This is a genomic window from uncultured Sphingomonas sp. (assembly GCF_937871615.1).
Classification (GTDB): Bacteria; Pseudomonadota; Alphaproteobacteria; order Sphingomonadales; family Sphingomonadaceae; genus Sphingomonas.
Window position 1 is genome coordinate 98916 of sequence record NZ_CALMPA010000020.1, and the last position, 18273, is coordinate 117188.

At 66.0% G+C, this 18273-nt stretch carries 17 protein-coding genes and 1 tRNA gene; 8 read left to right on the forward strand and 10 right to left on the reverse strand.

Annotated features, from left to right (window positions below):
- Positions 1-22 precede the first annotated feature (22 nt).
- The 7 genes from Q0316_RS04180 to Q0316_RS04210 form a co-directional block, all read right to left on the reverse strand.
- Positions 23-2320: a patatin-like protein gene (locus tag Q0316_RS04180; protein ID WP_298670064.1), complete on the reverse strand. Its 2298-nt coding sequence runs from the start codon at positions 2318-2320 to the stop codon at positions 23-25.
- Positions 2317-3012 carry an endonuclease/exonuclease/phosphatase family protein gene (locus tag Q0316_RS04185; protein WP_298670066.1) on the reverse strand — a complete coding sequence of 232 codons (696 nt, stop codon included), beginning with the start codon at positions 3010-3012 and terminating at the stop codon, positions 2317-2319. The genes Q0316_RS04180 and Q0316_RS04185 overlap by 4 nt, the downstream gene beginning before the upstream one ends.
- A gap of 58 nt (positions 3013-3070) precedes the next feature.
- A tRNA-Thr gene (locus tag Q0316_RS04190) sits at positions 3071-3146 on the reverse strand.
- A gap of 48 nt (positions 3147-3194) precedes the next feature.
- The gene (locus tag Q0316_RS04195) at positions 3195-4049 is read right to left on the reverse strand and encodes a hypothetical protein (protein WP_298670189.1); all 855 of its coding nucleotides are present in this window, start codon (positions 4047-4049) and stop codon (positions 3195-3197) included.
- Entirely contained in the window at positions 4039-4380 is a 342-nt protein-coding gene (locus Q0316_RS04200; protein WP_298670068.1) for an MmcQ/YjbR family DNA-binding protein, read from the reverse strand. The genes Q0316_RS04195 and Q0316_RS04200 overlap by 11 nt, the downstream gene beginning before the upstream one ends.
- Positions 4377-5747, reverse strand: coding sequence for a serine hydrolase (locus Q0316_RS04205; protein WP_298670070.1), 1371 nt, complete (start codon positions 5745-5747; stop codon positions 4377-4379). The genes Q0316_RS04200 and Q0316_RS04205 overlap by 4 nt, the downstream gene beginning before the upstream one ends.
- Complete coding sequence (locus Q0316_RS04210) at positions 5731-7053, reverse strand: replication-associated recombination protein A (protein WP_298670073.1); 1323 nt, start codon at positions 7051-7053, stop codon at positions 5731-5733. Before Q0316_RS04210 ends, Q0316_RS04205 begins: the two co-directional genes overlap by 17 nt.
- A gap of 100 nt (positions 7054-7153) precedes the next feature.
- On the opposite strand from Q0316_RS04210, the gene Q0316_RS04215 reads away from it, so the two are divergent.
- Both Q0316_RS04215 and Q0316_RS04220 read left to right on the forward strand, forming a co-directional pair.
- Entirely contained in the window at positions 7154-7741 is a 588-nt protein-coding gene (locus Q0316_RS04215) for a PadR family transcriptional regulator (RefSeq protein WP_298670075.1), read from the forward strand.
- Complete coding sequence (locus Q0316_RS04220) at positions 7738-8028, forward strand: DUF2218 domain-containing protein (RefSeq protein WP_298670077.1); 291 nt, start codon at positions 7738-7740, stop codon at positions 8026-8028. Before Q0316_RS04215 ends, Q0316_RS04220 begins: the two co-directional genes overlap by 4 nt.
- On the opposite strand, the gene Q0316_RS04225 is transcribed toward Q0316_RS04220, so the two are convergent.
- Both Q0316_RS04225 and Q0316_RS04230 read right to left on the reverse strand, forming a co-directional pair.
- Complete coding sequence (locus Q0316_RS04225) at positions 8025-9164, reverse strand: glycosyltransferase family 1 protein (RefSeq protein ID WP_298670079.1); 1140 nt, start codon at positions 9162-9164, stop codon at positions 8025-8027. The two genes, Q0316_RS04220 and Q0316_RS04225, sit on opposite strands and share 4 nt — an antisense overlap.
- Positions 9165-9238: 74 nt before the next feature.
- Positions 9239-11017: a cation:proton antiporter gene (locus tag Q0316_RS04230; protein WP_298670082.1), complete on the reverse strand. Its 1779-nt coding sequence runs from the start codon at positions 11015-11017 to the stop codon at positions 9239-9241.
- A gap of 46 nt (positions 11018-11063) precedes the next feature.
- On the opposite strand from Q0316_RS04230, the gene Q0316_RS04235 reads away from it, so the two are divergent.
- Positions 11064-12275 (forward strand): FAD-dependent oxidoreductase, encoded by a 1212-nt coding sequence (locus tag Q0316_RS04235; protein ID WP_298670084.1) that lies wholly within the window; start codon positions 11064-11066, stop codon positions 12273-12275.
- Positions 12276-12339: 64 nt separating this feature from the next.
- On the forward strand, positions 12340-12822 hold the full coding sequence (locus Q0316_RS04240; protein WP_298670086.1) for a hypothetical protein: 483 nt from the start codon (positions 12340-12342) through the stop codon (positions 12820-12822).
- Between the two features lie 81 nt (positions 12823-12903).
- Here Q0316_RS04240 and Q0316_RS04245 read toward each other — a convergent pair whose 3' ends face one another.
- A complete protein-coding gene (locus Q0316_RS04245) occupies positions 12904-14124 on the reverse strand; it encodes an NADP-dependent isocitrate dehydrogenase (RefSeq protein WP_298670088.1) in 1221 nt (406 codons plus the stop codon).
- 141 nt (positions 14125-14265) lie between these two features.
- On the opposite strand from Q0316_RS04245, the gene Q0316_RS04250 reads away from it, so the two are divergent.
- The 4 genes from Q0316_RS04250 to tsf all read left to right on the forward strand — a co-directional run bounded on the left by Q0316_RS04250 (position 14266) and on the right by tsf (position 18106).
- Entirely contained in the window at positions 14266-15000 is a 735-nt protein-coding gene (locus Q0316_RS04250) for a phosphatidylserine decarboxylase (RefSeq protein WP_298670090.1), read from the forward strand.
- A gap of 37 nt (positions 15001-15037) precedes the next feature.
- A complete protein-coding gene (locus Q0316_RS04255) occupies positions 15038-15829 on the forward strand; it encodes a phosphatidylcholine/phosphatidylserine synthase (protein WP_298670092.1) in 792 nt (263 codons plus the stop codon).
- Positions 15830-16253: 424 nt separating this feature from the next.
- Positions 16254-17021, forward strand: coding sequence for a 30S ribosomal protein S2 (rpsB, locus tag Q0316_RS04260; RefSeq protein WP_298670094.1), 768 nt, complete (start codon positions 16254-16256; stop codon positions 17019-17021).
- 137 nt (positions 17022-17158) lie between these two features.
- Positions 17159-18106: a translation elongation factor Ts gene (gene tsf, locus Q0316_RS04265; RefSeq protein ID WP_298670096.1), complete on the forward strand. Its 948-nt coding sequence runs from the start codon at positions 17159-17161 to the stop codon at positions 18104-18106.
- Positions 18107-18273: the final 167 nt, after the last annotated feature.

Here is an 18273-nt window from a genome sequence, read left to right on the forward strand (position 1 = left end):
CGCTTGCGCGGTTTTTCCAGCCTCAGCCGATTTCGCGGCGCAGCGATTCGATCAGCGCGGTGGCGGTGTGCAGGCGCGGGGCCTCCTCATCGAGAATCGCGATGAAGGCGGCGCGCTTGATCGCCGCCACTTGCCCAGGCCGCAAACGCGCATCGCCGGCAAGCGCGGAAACCGCGATGTCGATCATCCGCTCGGCGCCGTGCAGCCGGCCCCAGAGATAATCGTTCTCGCGATAGGAGCGGCTGAAAAATGCGCCGAAGCTATTGAATTGAATGCCTTTCAATGTCGCTTCCGCGCCGCCGCCACGGATTGATCGCGCATCATCCGGCGCGATACGATCGACCTGGATCGGATCATATTCGTCCATCCCCTCGCCCTGCAGCAGGGGCAGGGTGGCAACGTCGAAATAGGGAAAGCCGAGGTAGCGCAGCAGCAGATCATGGCGCAGATCGCGCGGCAATGCGCCCAGCGCCTCGGCCAGCCGCAGATCCGTTTCCGCATCGAGGCGCGGCAGGTCCATCGAATCGGCCAGCCGATCGAGCAACGCGCCCGCATCCACGCGCATCGCGCGAACCTCGCCACGAAGCGCATGGTACGAACGCGGGTTCTGGCAATCGAGATAGGCCGAAAGCGATTCGTAGATCGCGTCGCGGACCGGGCGGATCGTTTCACTGGCGATGCCGCCTTCGAGTTCGCTCAGGCGCCGCGACATCAATCGCAGGCGACGAATGCGAAAACCAAGATCGAACGTGCGCAGGAAGTCAATCGTCGCCGCGCTGCCCGCGACATCGGGTGACGCCGCGTCATAGCCGCGATCGGCCAGCGCGGCCTCGATCAGGCGATGGATGCGTTGCCAGTGCTGCGCCCCCGGCTCGCCACCGATGCCATGCAGCAACGCGGAGATCGTCTCGACCACGCCGGTCAGCTTCAGATGGGCGTAGCTGGCGTAGCTGTATCCGGCATGTTCCACCGCGGCCACCTGCGCGCGCCGCCGCCATGCGACGATGCGGGCTGCCGTGGGGCGATCCAGAAAGAAGGTGCGGCCGAACAACGCCTCCACCTTCGCTTCCACCTCTGGGCGGACGGCATTCATGATCGCGCTCATCCGCTCGATCCGTGCGGATCGCTTGGCGATTGCCTCAAGATTGTCGCGGATCGGCTGCTGACGCGGCAATTCGCTGATCGCGCCGAGGATCGTCTGGAAAAAGCCTGGCACGCCGTCATTCTGGCCGGACAGGCGGAATTTCGTGCCGGGCGACGGGTCTATATAAACGAAGCGCCGATCGACCTGACGCCGCGCCGGGCGCCGGCGCAACGCGTCCAGCGCCGGGCGGAACGGCGCGTTTGCCAGCACCGATCCGTCGATCAACACGGCCTTCTCCGCCGCATTCGCCGCCGACTGGCGGGGCAGGACACGGTGAAGGAAGGCGCCGCGCGTCGGCCAATCAGCGGCGCGCTCGTTCAGAACACCGTCGATTTCGCCCACAGTGAATGGCGGGAAGGCGCCCGGAAAGCTCGATGTCGCGCGCGCGGCGAAGGCCAGTTCGGGGGCAGGCGCAAGGGTATCGCGTTCCTCGCCATAATCGCTGAAGGGGAAAACGAGCCGGTGCTCGGTTTCCACCACCTCGGGTGGCGAATGGAGTTGCAGCCGTTCCGGATGGCCGGTGAAATCGGTGACCGTGACGAACAGATCGAGTGGCTGGCCGGGCGGCAACAGGCGCGGCCCGCGCGGCGCGGCGGCCATCGCGTCGAACGCGTCGAGCAGCATTCCGGTGAAGCCCGGCCCGCTGAACGGCGGCTCGAACCAGCGCGAGCGGACGAAATGCGAGAGCTTGGCGCGCACCTCCTCGCGGGTGTTCTCGTCGATCGCCTCCAGCTTGTCGGCGCTGCGCCCCGCCGCCATCCACGCGAGCGGCAGCGCCCAGGCCTTGGAAAAGCGCGAGGCGGGCGCGGCGGCGGCGTCGAGCAGCGCCTCCACATCGCCGCGCTCCAACCACATGTCGGTCAGCGGATCGAGTGACTGGCCGGACGAGATCGCCTGAGCGAGAAAGATGGCGTTGATCCCACCCGCGCTGGCGCCCGCGAGGATATCGGGCAGGATGCGTAGTTGAAGCGCGCCCTGCTCCGCAATCTCGCCGAGCAGGGCGGCATAGATGCCGGCGGTGCCCTCCAGCTTCTCTCCATCGCGGTTCGCCCGGCTGGCGCGGGCGAGGTGCCACACCTCCTTGGTGATGCCGTGCATATACACCGCCAGGCTGATCCCGCCGTAGCAGACCAGCGCCAGCCGCAATTCCTTCTCGCGAATACGGGCGGGGTTCATGCGGCGGCGATATCCGCCCAGATCGGCAGGTGGTCGCTCGCCTTGCGCGCCGCGTGGGAGCCGTGCACGCCGCAATCCACCACCTTCAGCCCCTTCGACACCATGATCCGGTCGAGCCGCCCGACGGGGCGCCGCGCGTGGAAGCTCGGGCCGGTATCGGCGATCGAGAAATCTCGATCGAAATCGCGCAGGCAACCCGCGGCGCGGGTCCATTCGTTGAGATCGCCCATCATCACCGTGGGGTGCTGGCGCAGGCTTGCCGCGATATGGGTGAGGATCGCATGGGCCTGTCTTCGCCGCCACAGGCCGGAGAGGTCAAGGTGCATCCCGACGATGCGGATCGGCTGGCCGTTGACCCGCAGATCGGCCATCACCGCGCCGCGCGGCTCCAGCGAGGGCAGATGGATCACCTCGCAATCGAGGATGTCGGCCGATTTCGGCACCAGCAGCGCATTGCCGTGCCAGCCCATGGAGGCGGCGCGGGCGCCGAAATCCACCGGCTTCCACGCGCTATGCTCGTCGATCAGATGCGCCGGGATAACCGCCGAGCGCGCACCGAACCGGCGATCAGCCTCCTGTAGCGCGATCACATCGGCGTCGATCTCTCGCAGCACTTCGAGCGTACGATCGGGATTGCGGCGCCGGTCTGTGCCGATGCCCTTGCGCATATTGTAGCTGGCGACGCGGATCATCTGGGTTACCCAACGTCCATGATGCGCGTCCGGTTGCCGATCGCGCAACCGAAAACAATGGTGCCGGTTGCAGGGATCGAACCCGCGGCCCCCTGATTACAAATCAGGTGCTCTACCATCTGAGCTAAACCGGCCCGTGGGGCATTGCCCCGATCATTATCACGACTGCTCGCGTCCATGCGTCAGCTAACGCCGAAGGTCCAGCCCTCGGTTTGCGCAATTTTGGGCGTCATGCGGGTCGGTTGCCACAGATCGGCGCGCGCGGCGGCGCGGCGGAGCCATGCGGCGGCGAGGATCGCATCGGTCGAATGATCGTCATAGCGGGAGAGGGGGGCGTGCAATTTCGATCCGGTCGCCACCAGCGCCTCATCCAGCGCGGCGGCGGTTCTGAGCTTGCTCACCCCCTTGCGCAAGCCTGCGCCGCGCGCGGCGATCGCGGTATAGATCTCCACGACGGCCGCGCCATGCGGTGGCACCGGATCGAAGGGCCAGATCGCGATGCGTGGCGCCAGATGGTGGAGCAGACGCATTCCGGCGAAGCTCGCCTTTGCCACCTGCGCCGCGCCGATCGCATCATAAACGGTGGAGGGCTTGGTAGATTGGCCGTCCAGCGATTCGCAGATACGCGAATGGAGGAAATCCCGCTTCGCGCCATCCGCCGCGCCAAGATAGAAATGGCGCCCGCGCCGCGCCTCGATGAAGCGCGCCGCGCCGAGATCCTCGTCGTCACTATGCTGATCGACATAGCGCCACAGCGCACGGGCGTCGCGCGTGTCGGTCTCGCCCGGCAGGTGCGCCCCGCGCGTGACGAACGGGGCGGAGAAGCTGAAATCGAAGCCGATCAACAGCGGTTCGCTCGCCCGCGCGAGGAGCCAGCGCAGCACCTCCGTCCGCGACCAGATGCCGCCGGGTGGCGCGATCAGCGTGGGGGCATCGTCGCCCGCCACGCATTCCGCCACCGCGATCCCGCGATGCCGCTTTCCCTTCGCCCCCGACCAGTCGATCGCGACGAAACGGCGGAACCGTTCAGGGGCGATCGCCGAACGCGGCACGCTGCGCCTTCTTCGCCCGATCCCACCACGCGCGGCGGATGACGTTGCGGACGCGCTCCTCATCCGCCGCGCCATATCGCACCAGAAGACCCGGCCAGCCTTCATAATGCCGGGTTTGCCAGAATGCCTCGGGATCGGTTTCGAGCAGCATCGCCTTTTCCTCGTGCGACGCCATGACGTGGAAACTATCCGCCTCCTGGCCGGGGGAGACGAACGCCTTGCCGTTAACCTTGGGGCAGGGGGTGCCATAGAAGGATGCCATCTCCACATCGGGGAGAGAGCAGGCAAAGGCCACCACGTCCGCCCAGTCCTTCATGGTGTGGCGGCGATCACGTCGGCGGAAAAGCGCGCGATATCGAAGCGCGCCGCGCCGGGATCCTCGCCGCGACGGACGATCACCAGCCCATGCTGCGGGATCACCATCACCGATTGGCCGCGATTGCCCTGCGCGGCATAGCTGCCGGCGGGCAACCCCTGTTTCGGTCCGAACAGCCACATCGTCGCGCCATAGCCGGGGCCATCCACGGGCTGCGGGCCGGCGGGGGTCGTCAGATAGCGCATCCAGCCGGCGGGAAGCAGGCGGCGGCCTTGCCATACGCCGTCCTGAAGCCAGAACTGGCCGAGCCGCGCGAGATCGCGCGCGGTTGTCCACACCTGGCTCGAAAGGATGTAATTGCCCTGCCAGTCGGTGCCGATGGTGGTGTGGCCCATCCCGAGCGGGCGGAGCAATTTCCCCTCCGGCAGATCGGCGTAGCGCGCCTCGCCCAGCGTCGCGCGCAGGCTTCGCGCGGCGAGCATGATGTCGTTATTCGCGTAGCGGAAGCGCGTGCCGGGGGCGGCCTCCAGCGGCCAGCCGGTCGCCTGTTCGGTAACGCTGGTGCCGCCGAAATAGATCGCATCGGTGCGGTTGCCCGCGCTGTCGCTGTGCAGGCCGCTCGCCATCCGCATCAGATTATCGAGCGTGATCGTCGCGCGCGGATCGCCGGGGCGGCGCCATTCGGGGATCGTCGCGGGCTTGTGCGGATCGATCGCCGCGCCCGTCGATGCGAGGCCGACCAGGGTTCCCGCGATGCTCTTGGCGACGGACCAGGTGCGGTTGGGCACCATCGGCCCGAAGCCCGGCGCATATTGCTCGGCGACGATGCGCCCGCCCTTCAGGATCACTACCCCGGTCGTCACGCTGTCCGCGCCGAAGCTCGCGCGATCGAAGGCGCGGGCGACCAGCCCGGCAAGCGCGGCGGAGGGGTGCGGCGCGATATTGGCGTCACCCATCGGCCAGGGGCGCGGATCGGCGGGCAGCGGCGTCGGCGTTGCCGCGGCGGCGTTGGCGCGGGCGACGGGCGTGCCGATCGGGGAGAGATAGCAGCCGTAAACCGGCCGCCACATCGCGCGGCGCGGCGCGAGCTTCGCATCGAAGGGCACCGTCACCACGCGCGTCTGGCGGTCGATCGTGGCGGGCAAAGCGGCAACGATCGCTTCAAATTCGGGATAGATGCCGCGCAGTTCGACCGAGGCGATCTGCGCTTCGCTGCGCCCGGCGTCGAACACGCCCTCGCACAGCGTGAGCGCCTTGTAACCGGCGGCGATCGCCTGATTATATGGCTGAGGCGACGTGGGGTGGATCTGCTGCGCGGAAACCGGGGTGGCGAGCGCGACCAGCGCGAGACTAAGGGTTCTTTTCACGCCGTCGTTCGTCCCACCAGGCAAGCCGTTCGGCAACCCTTTTTTCATAGCCGCGCCCGCTGGGCTGATAGAAATGCTGCGGCGCCATTTCCGCCGGCCAGTAATTCGCGCCGGAAAAGGCATCCGCCGCGTCATGATCGTATTCATAGCCCTTGCCGTAGCCGGCATCTTTCATCAGCTTGGTCGGCGCGTTCAGGATATTGGCCGGCGGCATCAGCGATCCGGTTTCGCGCGCGGCCTGCCACGCAGCTTTCATCGCGGCATAAGCGGCATTCGATTTGGGCGCGGTGGCGAGATAGAGGCACGCCTGCACGATCGCGAGTTCGCCCTCCGGCGAGCCGAGCAGTTCATAGGCCTGCCTGGCGGCGATGCACTGCGTCAGCGCCTGCGGATCGGCCATGCCGATATCCTCCACCGCCATGCGCGTGAGCCGGCGCAGCGCATAGAGCGGCTCCTCACCCGCCGTCAGCATCCGCGCGAGATAGTAAAGGGCGGCCTGCGGATCCGATCCGCGCACCGATTTATGCAGCGCGGAGATGATGTTGTAATGCCCCTCGCGATCCTTGTCGTACACCGCGACGCGGCGTTGGAGGAATGAAGACAGGCCAGCCGGATCGAGCGGCGCCTCGATCGCGACGGAAAACAGCGTTTCGGCCTGATTGAGCAGGAAGCGCCCGTCGCCGTCGGCGCTCGCCACCAGCGCATCGCGTGCTTCGGGCGTGAGGGGCAGGGCGCGCGCCATCTCCGCTTCCGCACGGCCCAGCAATTTATCCAGCGCGGCGCGATCGAGCCGCTGGAGGATCAGCACCTGCGCGCGGCTGAGCAACGCGGCGTTCAGTTCGAACGATGGATTCTCGGTCGTCGCGCCAACCAGCGTGACGGTGCCGTTCTCGACATAGGGAAGGAAGCCATCCTGCTGCGCACGATTGAAACGGTGGATCTCGTCCACGAACAGCAAGGTGCGCTTGCCGGCGCGTGCGTGGTCGCGCGCTTCGGCAAAGGCTTTCTTGAGATCGGCGACGCCCGAGAACACCGCCGAGATCGGCGCGAACCGCAACCCCACCGCATCCGCCAGCAGCCGTGCGATCGTCGTCTTGCCGGTGCCGGGTGGCCCCCACAGGATCATCGAGGACAGCCGCCCCGCGGAGACCATCCGCCCGATCGCCCCTTGCGGCCCGGTAAGATGTTCCTGCCCGACCACCTCGTCGAGCCGGTGCGGGCGCAGGCGATCGGCCAGCGGCGCATCGGGGGCGAGCGGATCGTCTTGGGGAGTGGCGGGTTCAAATCCCGCGAACAGGTCGGCCATCGTGCCAGGATAGAGCGCGCGAGAAATTTTTACAGCCGGGGGTTGTGGTGTTCGTTTTAAGATATATCTTAGTGCCATCGTGATATGGAAGGAACATGCGATGTTTCATGGTATGCATGGCGGGAGAGGCCGCCACTGCGGATCGCGCGGCGATTGGTCGCGCGGGCCGTTCAGCGTTCACTGGGACTTCGGCGGCGATGCGCGCGGCGGTGGGCGCGGGCGTGGCCGGCGGATGTTCGACGGCGGCGAGCTTCGCCTCGTTCTCTTGAAGCTGATCGCGGATGAGCCGCGCCACGGCTACGAACTGATCCGCTCGATCGAGGAATTGACCGGCGGCGATTACGCGCCGAGCCCCGGCGTGGTTTATCCGACGCTTACCTTGCTCGATGAAATGGGCTTCATCGAGGAGCAGGCTACCGACGAAAAGCGCAAACGCTATGCCGCGACCGACGCCGGGCGTGCGCATATCGAGGAGAATAAGGAGCAGGTGGACGCGCTGATCGAGCGGCTCGCCCATGTCGGCGAACGCCGCCAGCGCACCGATGGCGCGCCGATCCGCCGCGCGATGGGCAATTTGCGCGTCGCGCTGGAGCACAGGCTGACGAAAGGCGATTTTTCGCAGGATACGCTGCACGATGTAGCCGCGCTGATCGACGAGGTGGCGCAGAAGATCGAGCGGCTGCGGTGAGCGTCTCCATCGCCCGCGTGCCGACCGCGTCGGCCAGCCGCTATCTCCAGCAACTTGCCAAGCACTGGAGCCACAAGATGGTCGTCACCTTCTCCGCGGAGGAGGGAAGGATCGAATTTCCCAACGGCAGCCGGCTGGACATGCGCGCGAACAGCGAAACGCTCGACGTGGCGCTGACGGTGCCGGACGGCGAGGATGCCGAGCGGATGCGCGGCGTCGTCGCGAGCCACCTCGATCGCTTCGCCTTCCGCGAAGCGCCGCTGACGTTCGATTGGAAGGGCGTTTAGGGCCGCAAGCCGAGATAGGCGTTCAGCACCGCCCGGTTGGCGGTATCCCAGCGATAGCCGGCTGCCTTGTGGTGGCCGGCTTCGCCCATGGATTGGCGCAGCGCCGGGTCTGCCACGATTCGCCCGATCGCGTCGGCATAAGCGTTTACGTCGCGCGGCGGCACGAGGAATCCGTTCACGCCATCCTCGACGAGATCGACCGCGCCGGTCGCGCGCGCCGCCACCACCGGCACCGCGCTCGCCATCGCCTCCGTGGTGACGTTGCCGAACGTCTCGGTCACGCTCGGGTTGAAGAATACGTCCATCGAGGCGACCGCGCGGCCAAGCGCGTCACCGGACTGGAAGCCGGTGAACACCGCATCGGGCACTTTTTCCGCGAACCAGTCGCGCGCCGGGCCTTCGCCCACCACCAGCACCTTGTGCGCCACGCCGCGTCGCTTCAGCTCGGTCGAAACCTCGGCGAAGATGTCCAGCCCCTTTTCCTTCACCAGCCGCCCGAGAAAGCCGACGGCCATCTCGTCATCACCGATCCCCAGCGACCGGCGCCACGCCAGATCGCGCCGATCGGGGCGGAAGCGATCGTGGTTGATCCCGCGCGACCAGATGCCCATCGGCGCCGTCACGCCCCAATCGGCGAGCAGCGCCGTCATGCTGTTGCTCGGCACCAGCACCCGATCGAAGCGGTTGTAGAAACGCGTCATCAGATGCTTGACCAGCGGCTCCAGGAAACCGAGCCCGTAATAGCTGCAATACGTCTCGAACCGGGTGTGGAACGAGGCGACGGCGGGGATGTTGTTGGCCCTTGCCCAGCGCACCGCCGCATGGCCGAGAAATTCCGGCGCGGAGACGTGAACCACATTTGGCGCGAACGCCTCCAGATCGGCGCGCGGCCTAGCGGGAAGCCCGCGCGCGAGCTTGTATTCGCCGCGCCCCGCGATCATCGGAATGGAGGGCACGTCGACCAGATCGCCGACCGCCGGAAACGCGGGCGCGGATACGGTGGGTGAATAGACGCGCACCTTCACCCCCTGTTCGAGCAGATAGCCGACGAGCAGGTTGAGCGACTGGTTGGCGCCGTCGCGCACGTAATTGTAATTGCCGCTGAACAGGGCGACGCGGAGATCAGACGGCTGCATGACGCGGGCGTTAACCGCCGATCATGGCGAAAACTAGGTTCTGACGGACGAAAAACCGCGTCCCGGCGGCGTTTTCATTCGTCCGTTGCCAGTTCGCTCTTGCGGCGGATGCGGCGGATGCGCGGTTCGCGGGTGAGCGCCGCCTCGCGCCGGATCGTCTCGCGCATCTCGTCACGCTTTTCATGGATCGACGCGATCACCGGCCCCATCGCGACGCCGAGATCGACCAGCACGGCTTCCGACAATTGCAGCGAGCTTTCCAGTGTTTCCGGCACGGCATCGGTGGCGCCGGCGCGATACAATTCGGCGGCGTGGCGCATGTCGCGGGCGCGGGCGATGATCGGCAGATCGGGGAAAAGCGCCCTGATGCGCCGCACCAGCCGCACCGTCAGGACCGGATCGTCCATCGTCAGGATCAGCGCGCGCGCCGCCGGCAGGTTGAGGCGATCGACCAGGCCCCCGCGCGAAACATCGCCGAATACCACCGGATGCCCGGCGTGCCGGGCCGCCTTTACCGTGTCGATATCGGCCTCGACCGCGACATAGGGTTGATCGTGCCGGGTCAGCATATCCGATACCAGCCGCCCGACGCGACCGAACCCGATCACCACCGTCCGCCCTTCCTCGCCCACCTCGGGCACGGCCCGATGATCGGAGGTGTCGAGCCGCCGCGAGATCGCCGTCCCCACCTGTGCGAGCAGGGGCGTGATCGTCAGCCCGATCGCGGTGACGGTTTGCCAGAAGGCGGCGGTGGAAGGCTGGATCAGCTTCGCTTGCGCCGCTGCCGCCAGCACGATCAGCGTGGTTTCGGAAGGACTGCCCATCAGCAGCCCGGTTTCGGCGGCCACGCCATGCCGCGCGTTGGCGACACGCAACAGCAGATAGGTGACGAGCGCCTTGATCGCGACCACGCCCACCACCGCGAGCGCGAGGGAAGACCAGTTCTCCACCACCGAATGCAGATTTACACCCATCCCGACGGTGATGAGGAACACGCCGAGCGCCAGCCCGCGGAACGGCGCGGTCATCACCTCCACCTCGGTGTGATATTCGGTCTCGGCGATCAGCAATCCGGCCAGCAGCGCGCCGACGATGGGAGACAGGCCCGCCGCGGTGGTGGCGACGCTGGCGACGATCACCACCAGCAAGGATGCCGCGAGGAACAACTCCGGGCTCTTGGTGCGCGCAGCTTGTGCGAACAGCCGGGGCAGCACGAGCCGCCCGCCGATATAGATCGCCACAACCGTCAATCCGCCGCTCAACGCCACCCCGGCCAGGCCCTGCCAGCCTTCCGCCGAAGCGGTTGGCGCCATGGCGCCGAGCGCGAAGATGATCGGCACCAGCGCGATATCCTCGAACAGCAGCATGGCGAATGCACCGCGACCCACCGCCCCCGTCGTGCCGACGAGCGGCAGCACCAACGCGGTGGACGACAGCGCCAGCGCGAACCCCAGGCCGATCGCCCCGGCCCAGCTTTGCCCCAGAAGATGCAGCCCGGCCCCGATCAGCAGCCCCGAGGCGATCAATTCTGCCGCGCCCGTGCCGAACACCAACCGCCGCATCGACCACAAACGCCGGAACGACAGCTCCAGCCCGATCGAGAACAGCAGCAGCGTGATGCCGAATTCGGCGAGCGGCTCGATCGCGTGGGGATCGGTGATCGTGAAATAATAGAGCCATGGCGCCTCGTCGACGAGCGCGCCTAGCCCCGCCGGGCCGACCAGCATCCCGACCAGAATGAAGCCGATCACCGGGCTGATCTTGAAACGGGCGAACGCGGGGATCACCATGCCTGCCGCGCCCAGAATTACGAGCGTGTCGCTGAATCCGTGATTTTCAAGTCCGATTGCCATCGCATTACCTTAATCAGACGAAACCACCGCTGTCAGGACCGTAGCAATGGAAAAACACGATATTGTCGTGGTCGGCGGCGGCCCGGCGGGGATGATGGCGGGATTGCTGTTCGCGCGCGCCGGGCTGCGCGTCACGGTGCTTGAGAAACACGGCGATTTCCTGCGCGATTTTCGCGGCGATACCGTCCATCCCTCCACGCTCGATCTGTTCGACGAACTCGGGTTGCTCGATGCGCTGCTGGCCGAGCCGCATGATAAGGTGACGGAAATCGGCGCGGTTATCGGCGGGCGGAGCTATCGCATCGCCGATTTCACGCATCTGCCGGGGCGGGGGCGTTTCGTGGCGATGATGCCGCAATGGCATTTCCTCGATTTCGTAGCGCGTGTGGCGCGGCGCCTGGCCGGTTTCGATCTGCGAATGGAGAGAGAAGCGGTCGCGCTGATCGAGGAGGGGGGCAGGGTCGCCGGGGTCCGCACAAGCATGGGGGAGGAGCTACGCGCGCGGCTCGTGATCCTCGCCGACGGGCGAACCTCGGCGCTGCGTGACGCGGCCGGCCTGCCGCGCCTCGATCTCGGGGTGCCGATCGACGTTTTCTGGTTTCGCGTGCCGAAGGCGCGCGGCGCGGCGAACGAGACCGCGGGCTATATCGCGCAGGGGCAGATCGTGGTCGGGATCGACCGTGGCGACTATTTCCAATGCGCCCGCGTGATCCGCAAGGGCAGCGCCGCCGAGGTGCAGGCGCGTGGGCTTGCCACCTTCCGCGAGGAGGTCGCCCGCGCCGCGCCGGTGCTGGCGCCGGGCATCGGCGCGGTGGGCGGCTGGGACGAAGTGAAACTGCTTTCCGTCTCGCTCGACCGGCTGACGCGCTGGCACCGCCCCGGTCTGCTGGCGATCGGCGACGCGGCGCACGCCATGTCGCCGGTTGGCGGCGTGGGCATCAATCTTGCCATTCAGGATGCGGTGGCGGCGGCCAACATCCTTGCCGCGCGGATGATGCGCGGCGGCGATCCTGATCCGTTGCTCGCGAAAGTGCAGGCGCGGCGCATGTTCCCGGTGCGCGTGGTGCAGGCGATCCAGCGCGCGGCGCACCGCAATGTGCTGGAAAAGGCGCTGGCCGGCGAAATCGCGCGCGCGCCGCTCGCGCTGCGGGTGCTGAACAAGGCGGCGCTGCTTCGCCGCATCCCGGCGCGCGTGCTGGGGCTGGGGGTGCGGCGTGAGCATATCCGATCGCCGGCAGCCATTAAGTCTGTTCCTTGACGTAATCGGAACGCGCTGCTTCGCACGGTGCGCGCGGATATTCGCGGGGAGAGAGAGGGGTTCGATGATCGCATTGTTGCTTGCTCAGGCTGGCGTGCCGCTGGCGCCGCCCGCGCCGCCGATGATAATCACCACCGCTCCGCGTTTGCCCGGCGAGCAGGCAAACACGCGCCCGCGTTTCCGCGTTGTCGTTTCCGTTCGCGCGCCGGAAGGGCTGTTGTGGAGCGGGGCCTTGTGGGTGTCGCCGCGCGGCCCGGCGAGTTGGCGACAGAATATGATGGAGGCGCCGGCCGATGAATGCGTGCCGCAAAACGCATTCCGGAGCACCACCTCGAACGAACTGAATGTGCAATTGAATGTCCTGCCATCGGCTGATCCTGCCGGCGACGGGCGAATATCGGTGAGCGTGCGATGGAGCCGGCCGGGTTCGTCGCCATGCGGCGGAATCCGCACGGTCGAGTTGCAGGAGCAGGCCCGGCTCGATCGGCGTGGGCCGACGATCCTGAAAGGGGATGGCGGCCTAGTGGTGGAATTGCGCCGGGATTGATCCGGCGGGCCTCAACGAAAAAGCCGGCGCCCACGATCGTGTGAGCACCGGCCTTTTCCTGATTTATCATGTGGTTGGCGATCAGGCCCAGCTGGCCATCTTCGCTTCGAGATTCTGGCGAACCTTCTCGAAGAACTGCTCGGTGGTCATCCACTTCTGATCCGGGCCGATCAGGATCGCGAGATCCTTGGTCATGTCGCCCGCCTCGACCGTCTCGACGCAGACCTTTTCCAGCGTCTCCGCGAAGCGCGTCACATCCGGCGTGTTGTCGAACTTGCCGCGATACTTGAGGCCGCCGGTCCAGGCAAAGATCGACGCGATCGGGTTGGTCGAGGTCGCCTTGCCCTGCTGATGCTGGCGATAGTGGCGCGTGACGGTGCCGTGCGCCGCTTCCGCCTCGATCGTCTTGCCGTCCGGCGACATCAGCACCGAGGTCATCAGGCCGAGGCTGCCGAAGCCCTGCGCGACCTGATCCGACTGCACATCGCCATCGTAATTCTTGCATGCCCAGACGAACTCGCCGTTCCACTTCAGCGCGCTGGCGACCATGTCGTCGATCAGGCGATGTTCGTAAACGATGCCAAGTTCCTTGAACTGATCCTTGAATTCATTTTCGAAAACGTCGGCGAAGATATCCTTGAAGCGCCCGTCATAGGCCTTGAGGATGGTGTTCTTGGTCGACAGATATACCGGCCACTTGCGGTTGATGCCGTAGTTCATCGAGGCGCGGGCGAAATCGCGGATCGATTCGTCGAGGTTGTACATGCCCATCGCGACGCCGGCGCCGGGGAAATCGAAGACTTCCTCCTCGATCACGTCGCCGTTCTCGCCTTCCCACTTCATCGTGAGCTTGCCCTTGCCGGGCACGAGGAAATCGGTGGCCTTGTACTGATCGCCGAATGCGTGGCGACCGACGACGATCGGGTGGGTCCAGCCGGGGATCAGGCGGGGCACGTTGCGCATCACGATCGGCTCGCGGAACACCACGCCGCCCAGGATGTTGCGGATCGTGCCGTTGGGCGATTTCCACATCTTCTTGAGGCCGAATTCCTCGACGCGGGCTTCGTCCGGCGTGATCGTGGCGCACTTCACGCCGACGCCATATTTCTGGATCGCCTTGGCGCTGTCGATCGTCACCTGATCGTTCGTCGCGTCGCGATGCTCCACGCCGAGATCGTAATAATCGAGATCGATATCGAGATATGGCTTGATAAGGCGCTCACGGATCCATTCCCAGATGATCCGCGTCATTTCGTCGCCGTCGATCTCCACGACGGGGGTTTTCACCTTGATCTTCGCCATGCCCAGTTCCTTGTAAGGGGAGGTTTGGCGAGCGCGATAGGGGGAAGGGCGCGGGGGATCAACCACCGCGCGCCGCGATCGGCCATGCAAAATGCGCACGTCTGCGTTGTGCGCGACGACTCGCGCGGCTACATCGCGGCAATGCCATCACTAGATAAACCGGAAGGCCAGGGCCTTCCCGTCACCACCACCGTCAAATGGCGCTTTCCTGCCGTTCATCCCGAGGGGCAGAAATTCGTCGCGATCGCGTTCGCGCTCACGCTGTTGCTGACGATCCTTTCCAATATCTTTTTCTGGCCGATGCTTGGGCTCACTGTGTGGGTCGCGGCATTCTTCCGCGATCCGGTGCGTACCACGCCGCGCGGCGACGATCTGGTCGTCGCCCCCGCCGACGGGCTGATAACGATGATCCAGCGCGTGCCGGTGCCGCGTGAACTGGTTGGCGAGCTTGGCACCGATCCGATGGTGCGGGTGTCGATCTTCATGTCGGTGTTCGACGTGCATATCAATCGCGCCCCGATCGCCGGAACGATCAGGCAGGTCGTCTATATTTCGGGCAAATTCCTCAACGCGGATCTCGACAAGGCGTCTGAAGACAATGAGCGCCAGCATTTCGTGGTCGAGGGGCATGACGGCCGCCGCGTCGGCTTCACGCAGATCGCCGGGCTGGTTGCGCGCCGTATCGTCGGTTTCGCCAAGGTGGGCGATATCGTCACCGTGGGGCAGCGTGTCGGGCTGATTCGCTTCGGCAGCCGCGTCGATGTCTTCCTGCCCGACGGGTGCGAGCCGCAGGTCGCGCTCGGCCAGCGCTCGGTTGCCGGGGAGACGGTGATCGGCCGCTATGGCGTTTCGGCTGTTACCGGGATCGCGCAATGACGTTTCTTGCCCCGGCCTCCTGGCGAGGCGCCTTCGGATGAGCTTGCCGCCTCGCCGGTTGCGCGGTTTGCCGCTGCGCGCGGTATTGCCCAATGCGGTGACCGCGCTCGGGCTTTGCGCTGGCCTTTCGGGCATCAGGTTCGCCATTTCCGGCTGGTGGGAACTCGCGGTGGCGATGATCCTGCTGGCGGGCGTGCTCGACGGGCTCGATGGCCGCATCGCCCGCATGGTGCGTGGGCAAAGCCGGTTCGGTGCGGAACTGGATTCGCTGGCGGACGCGATTTCGTTCGGCGTTTCGCCCGCACTCATCCTCTATCTCTGGTCGCTCTCCGCGTTGCCGCGTTTCGGCTGGACGGCGGCGTTGATGCTGGCGGTGTTCTGCGCGCTCCGCCTCGCGCGCTTCAACGCGAATATTGATGTGGCGGAACAACCCCATAAGTCGGCGGGCTTCCTCACCGGGGTGCCCGCGCCGGCTGGCGCGGGGTTGGCCCTGCTGCCGATGTTCCTGTGGTTCTGGACCGGGGAGCCGCTGCTGCGCTCCCCTTATATCGTCGCGCCATGGACCGCGCTGGTGGCGGTGTTGATGGTTTCGAGTCTGGCGACTTACTCTTGGGGGTCGTTGCGTTTGCGCCGGAACATCCGGTTCGAGGCGCTGGCCGTGGTGGTGATCTTCGGCGCGGCGGCGATTTCCGCGCCGTGGCACGCCCTTACCGCCTTGTGCGGCGCCTATCTGCTAGCGATCCCGTTCAGCATGGCGAGCTACGCGCGCGTCAGGCGGCTGCGCGCCACGATGCCGCCGATCGATCCCGAGGTGTCGCCTGAGGTCTGACCCGGATGCGGCGCTCTCCTCGCGCCATTTCGGGGGCGGGGACGAACGGCATCGGCGACTGCCCGATCAGGGCGAGCCGGATCCTGTGCAGGTTCGGCCCGACCGTTTCGGCGATGGCATAGGCCGAAATGCCCAGCGCGGCGCCAAACGTCGCGATTGCGAGCAGAAACATCATCTTCGCCTCCTGTCCGGTCGGCGTGCCTGGCGGCGCGTGGACCCGTTCACGTGCTGGAGGGGTGTTCGCCCTCCGTTCTCGTGATATGTTCCATATATGTTCCGGCGCGTCAAGCGATTGCTTTTCGTCTGCGCTTGCGCTATCGGCGCGCCCTCAACCCCGCATGGGAAGCATCATCACCGGTGCGCAGGCTTGCAGCCCTAGCGTCATTCCCGCTTCCCAGAGGCTTAACCGGAAAGGAATTATCCTATGGCGGCACCCGTCGTCACCATGCAGCAGCTCATCGAAACCGGCGCGCACTTCGGCCACCAGACTCACCGCTGGAACCCGAAGATGAAGCCCTACATCTTCGGTGACCGTAACGGCGTCCACATCATCGACCTGTCGCAGACCGTGCCGCTGTTCGCGCGCGCGCTGGAATTCGTCTCGTCGACCGTTGCCGCTGGCGGCAAAGTTCTGTTCGTCGGCACCAAGCGCCAGGCGCAGGAGCCGATCGCCGATTGCGCGCGTCGCGCCGGCCAGCATTTCGTCAACCACCGCTGGCTGGGCGGTATGCTCACCAACTGGAAGACGATCTCGAACTCGATCAAGCGTCTCAAGAGCCTTGAGGAGCAGCTCTCGGGCAACACCGCCGGCCTCACCAAGAAGGAAGTGCTCCAGCTCACCCGCGAGCGCGACAAGCTCGAGCTGTCGCTCGGCGGCATCCGCGACATGGGCGGCATCCCGGACGTGATGTTCGTGATCGACGCCAACAAGGAGGAGCTGGCGATCAAGGAAGCCAATACGCTTGGCATCCCGGTCGTCGCGATCCTCGATTCGAACGTGTCGCCGGACGGCATCGCCTTCCCGGTGCCCGCGAACGACGACGCGAGCCGCGCGATCCGCTTGTATTGCGAAGCGGTGGCGATCGCCTCCACGCGCGGCAATCAGGAGCAGCAGCGCCGTGGCGGCGCCGATATCGGCGCCATGGCGGAGCCGCCGGTCGAGCAGGCGGTGGCTGTCGAAGCTGAAGCGTAATTGAAACATGGCCGGCCTACGGGCCGGTCTTCTTCTCCGTTTAGCTGAGCTTGTCGGCGCGCCGTGCGACCCCATTTTGGGTGGAGCGCCCGTCGACCGGAACGGGCGAAACGGATTCATAAATCGAGGACACGAACATGGCCGATATCACGGCTTCGATGGTCAAGGATCTGCGCGAGAAAAGCGGCGCGGGCATGATGGATTGCAAAAAGGCGCTCGGCGAGACCGGCGGCGACATGGAGGCGGCGCTTGACTGGCTGCGCACCAAGGGGCTCGCCGCGGCTGCCAAGAAATCCAGCCGTACCGCAGCCGAAGGGCTGGTCGGCATCGAGGTGAGCGGCACCAAAGGCGCCGCGGTCGAGGTGAATTCCGAGACCGATTTCGTCGCGAAGAACGATCAGTTCCAGACCTTCGTGCGCGATGTCACCTCGGTCGCGCTCGAACTGGGTGACGATCTGGCGACGATCAAGGCGGCGCCGCTGGGCGGCAAGACCGTCGAGGACGTGCTGACCACTAATATCGCGACGATCGGCGAGAATCAGAACCTGCGTCGCGCGAAGCGGCTTGAGGTGTCGAAGGGCGCGGTCGTGGGTTATGTCCACAATCAGCAGTCGCCGGGCCTCGGCAAGATCGGCGTGCTCGTCGCGCTCGAGAGCGATGCGGCGGACGACGTGTTGCAGAGCCTCGGCAAGCAGCTTGCGATGCATGTCGCGGCGGCTTTCCCGAAGGCGCTGAACGAGAACGATCTCGATGAGGAGGAGATCGAGCGCGAGCGCGCGATCGCGACCGAGAAGGCGGCCGAGAGCGGCAAGCCGGCAGACATCATCGCCAAGATGGTGGAAGGCTCGATCGCCAAGTATCGCAAGGAGCACGCGCTGGTCAGCCAGCTATTCGTGATGGATGGCAAGACCAAGATCAGCGACGTTGTGGCCAAGGCCGGCAAGGATGCCGGCGCGACGATCGTGCTGAAGGATTATGTCCGCTTCCAGCTCGGCGAAGGCATCGAGAAGGAAGAGTCTGACTTCGCCGCCGAAGTGGCCGCCGCATCGGGCGTGCCGCAGAAGCAGGCCGAGCCGACCGCATAACTTTTGAACAAAGGGGAGGGCGAGGGCCTTCCCCATTTGTCGCCCCGGTTTCGTGTCGGGGTTCATCGCGAAGCGAGCCCGTGGGCAGGGGATTCCTGCCGTCGCGTTCGTGGCGCGTGGACCCTGCACGATGCCGGGGTGACGCTTGTGTGGGGGCTGCGGCCCAC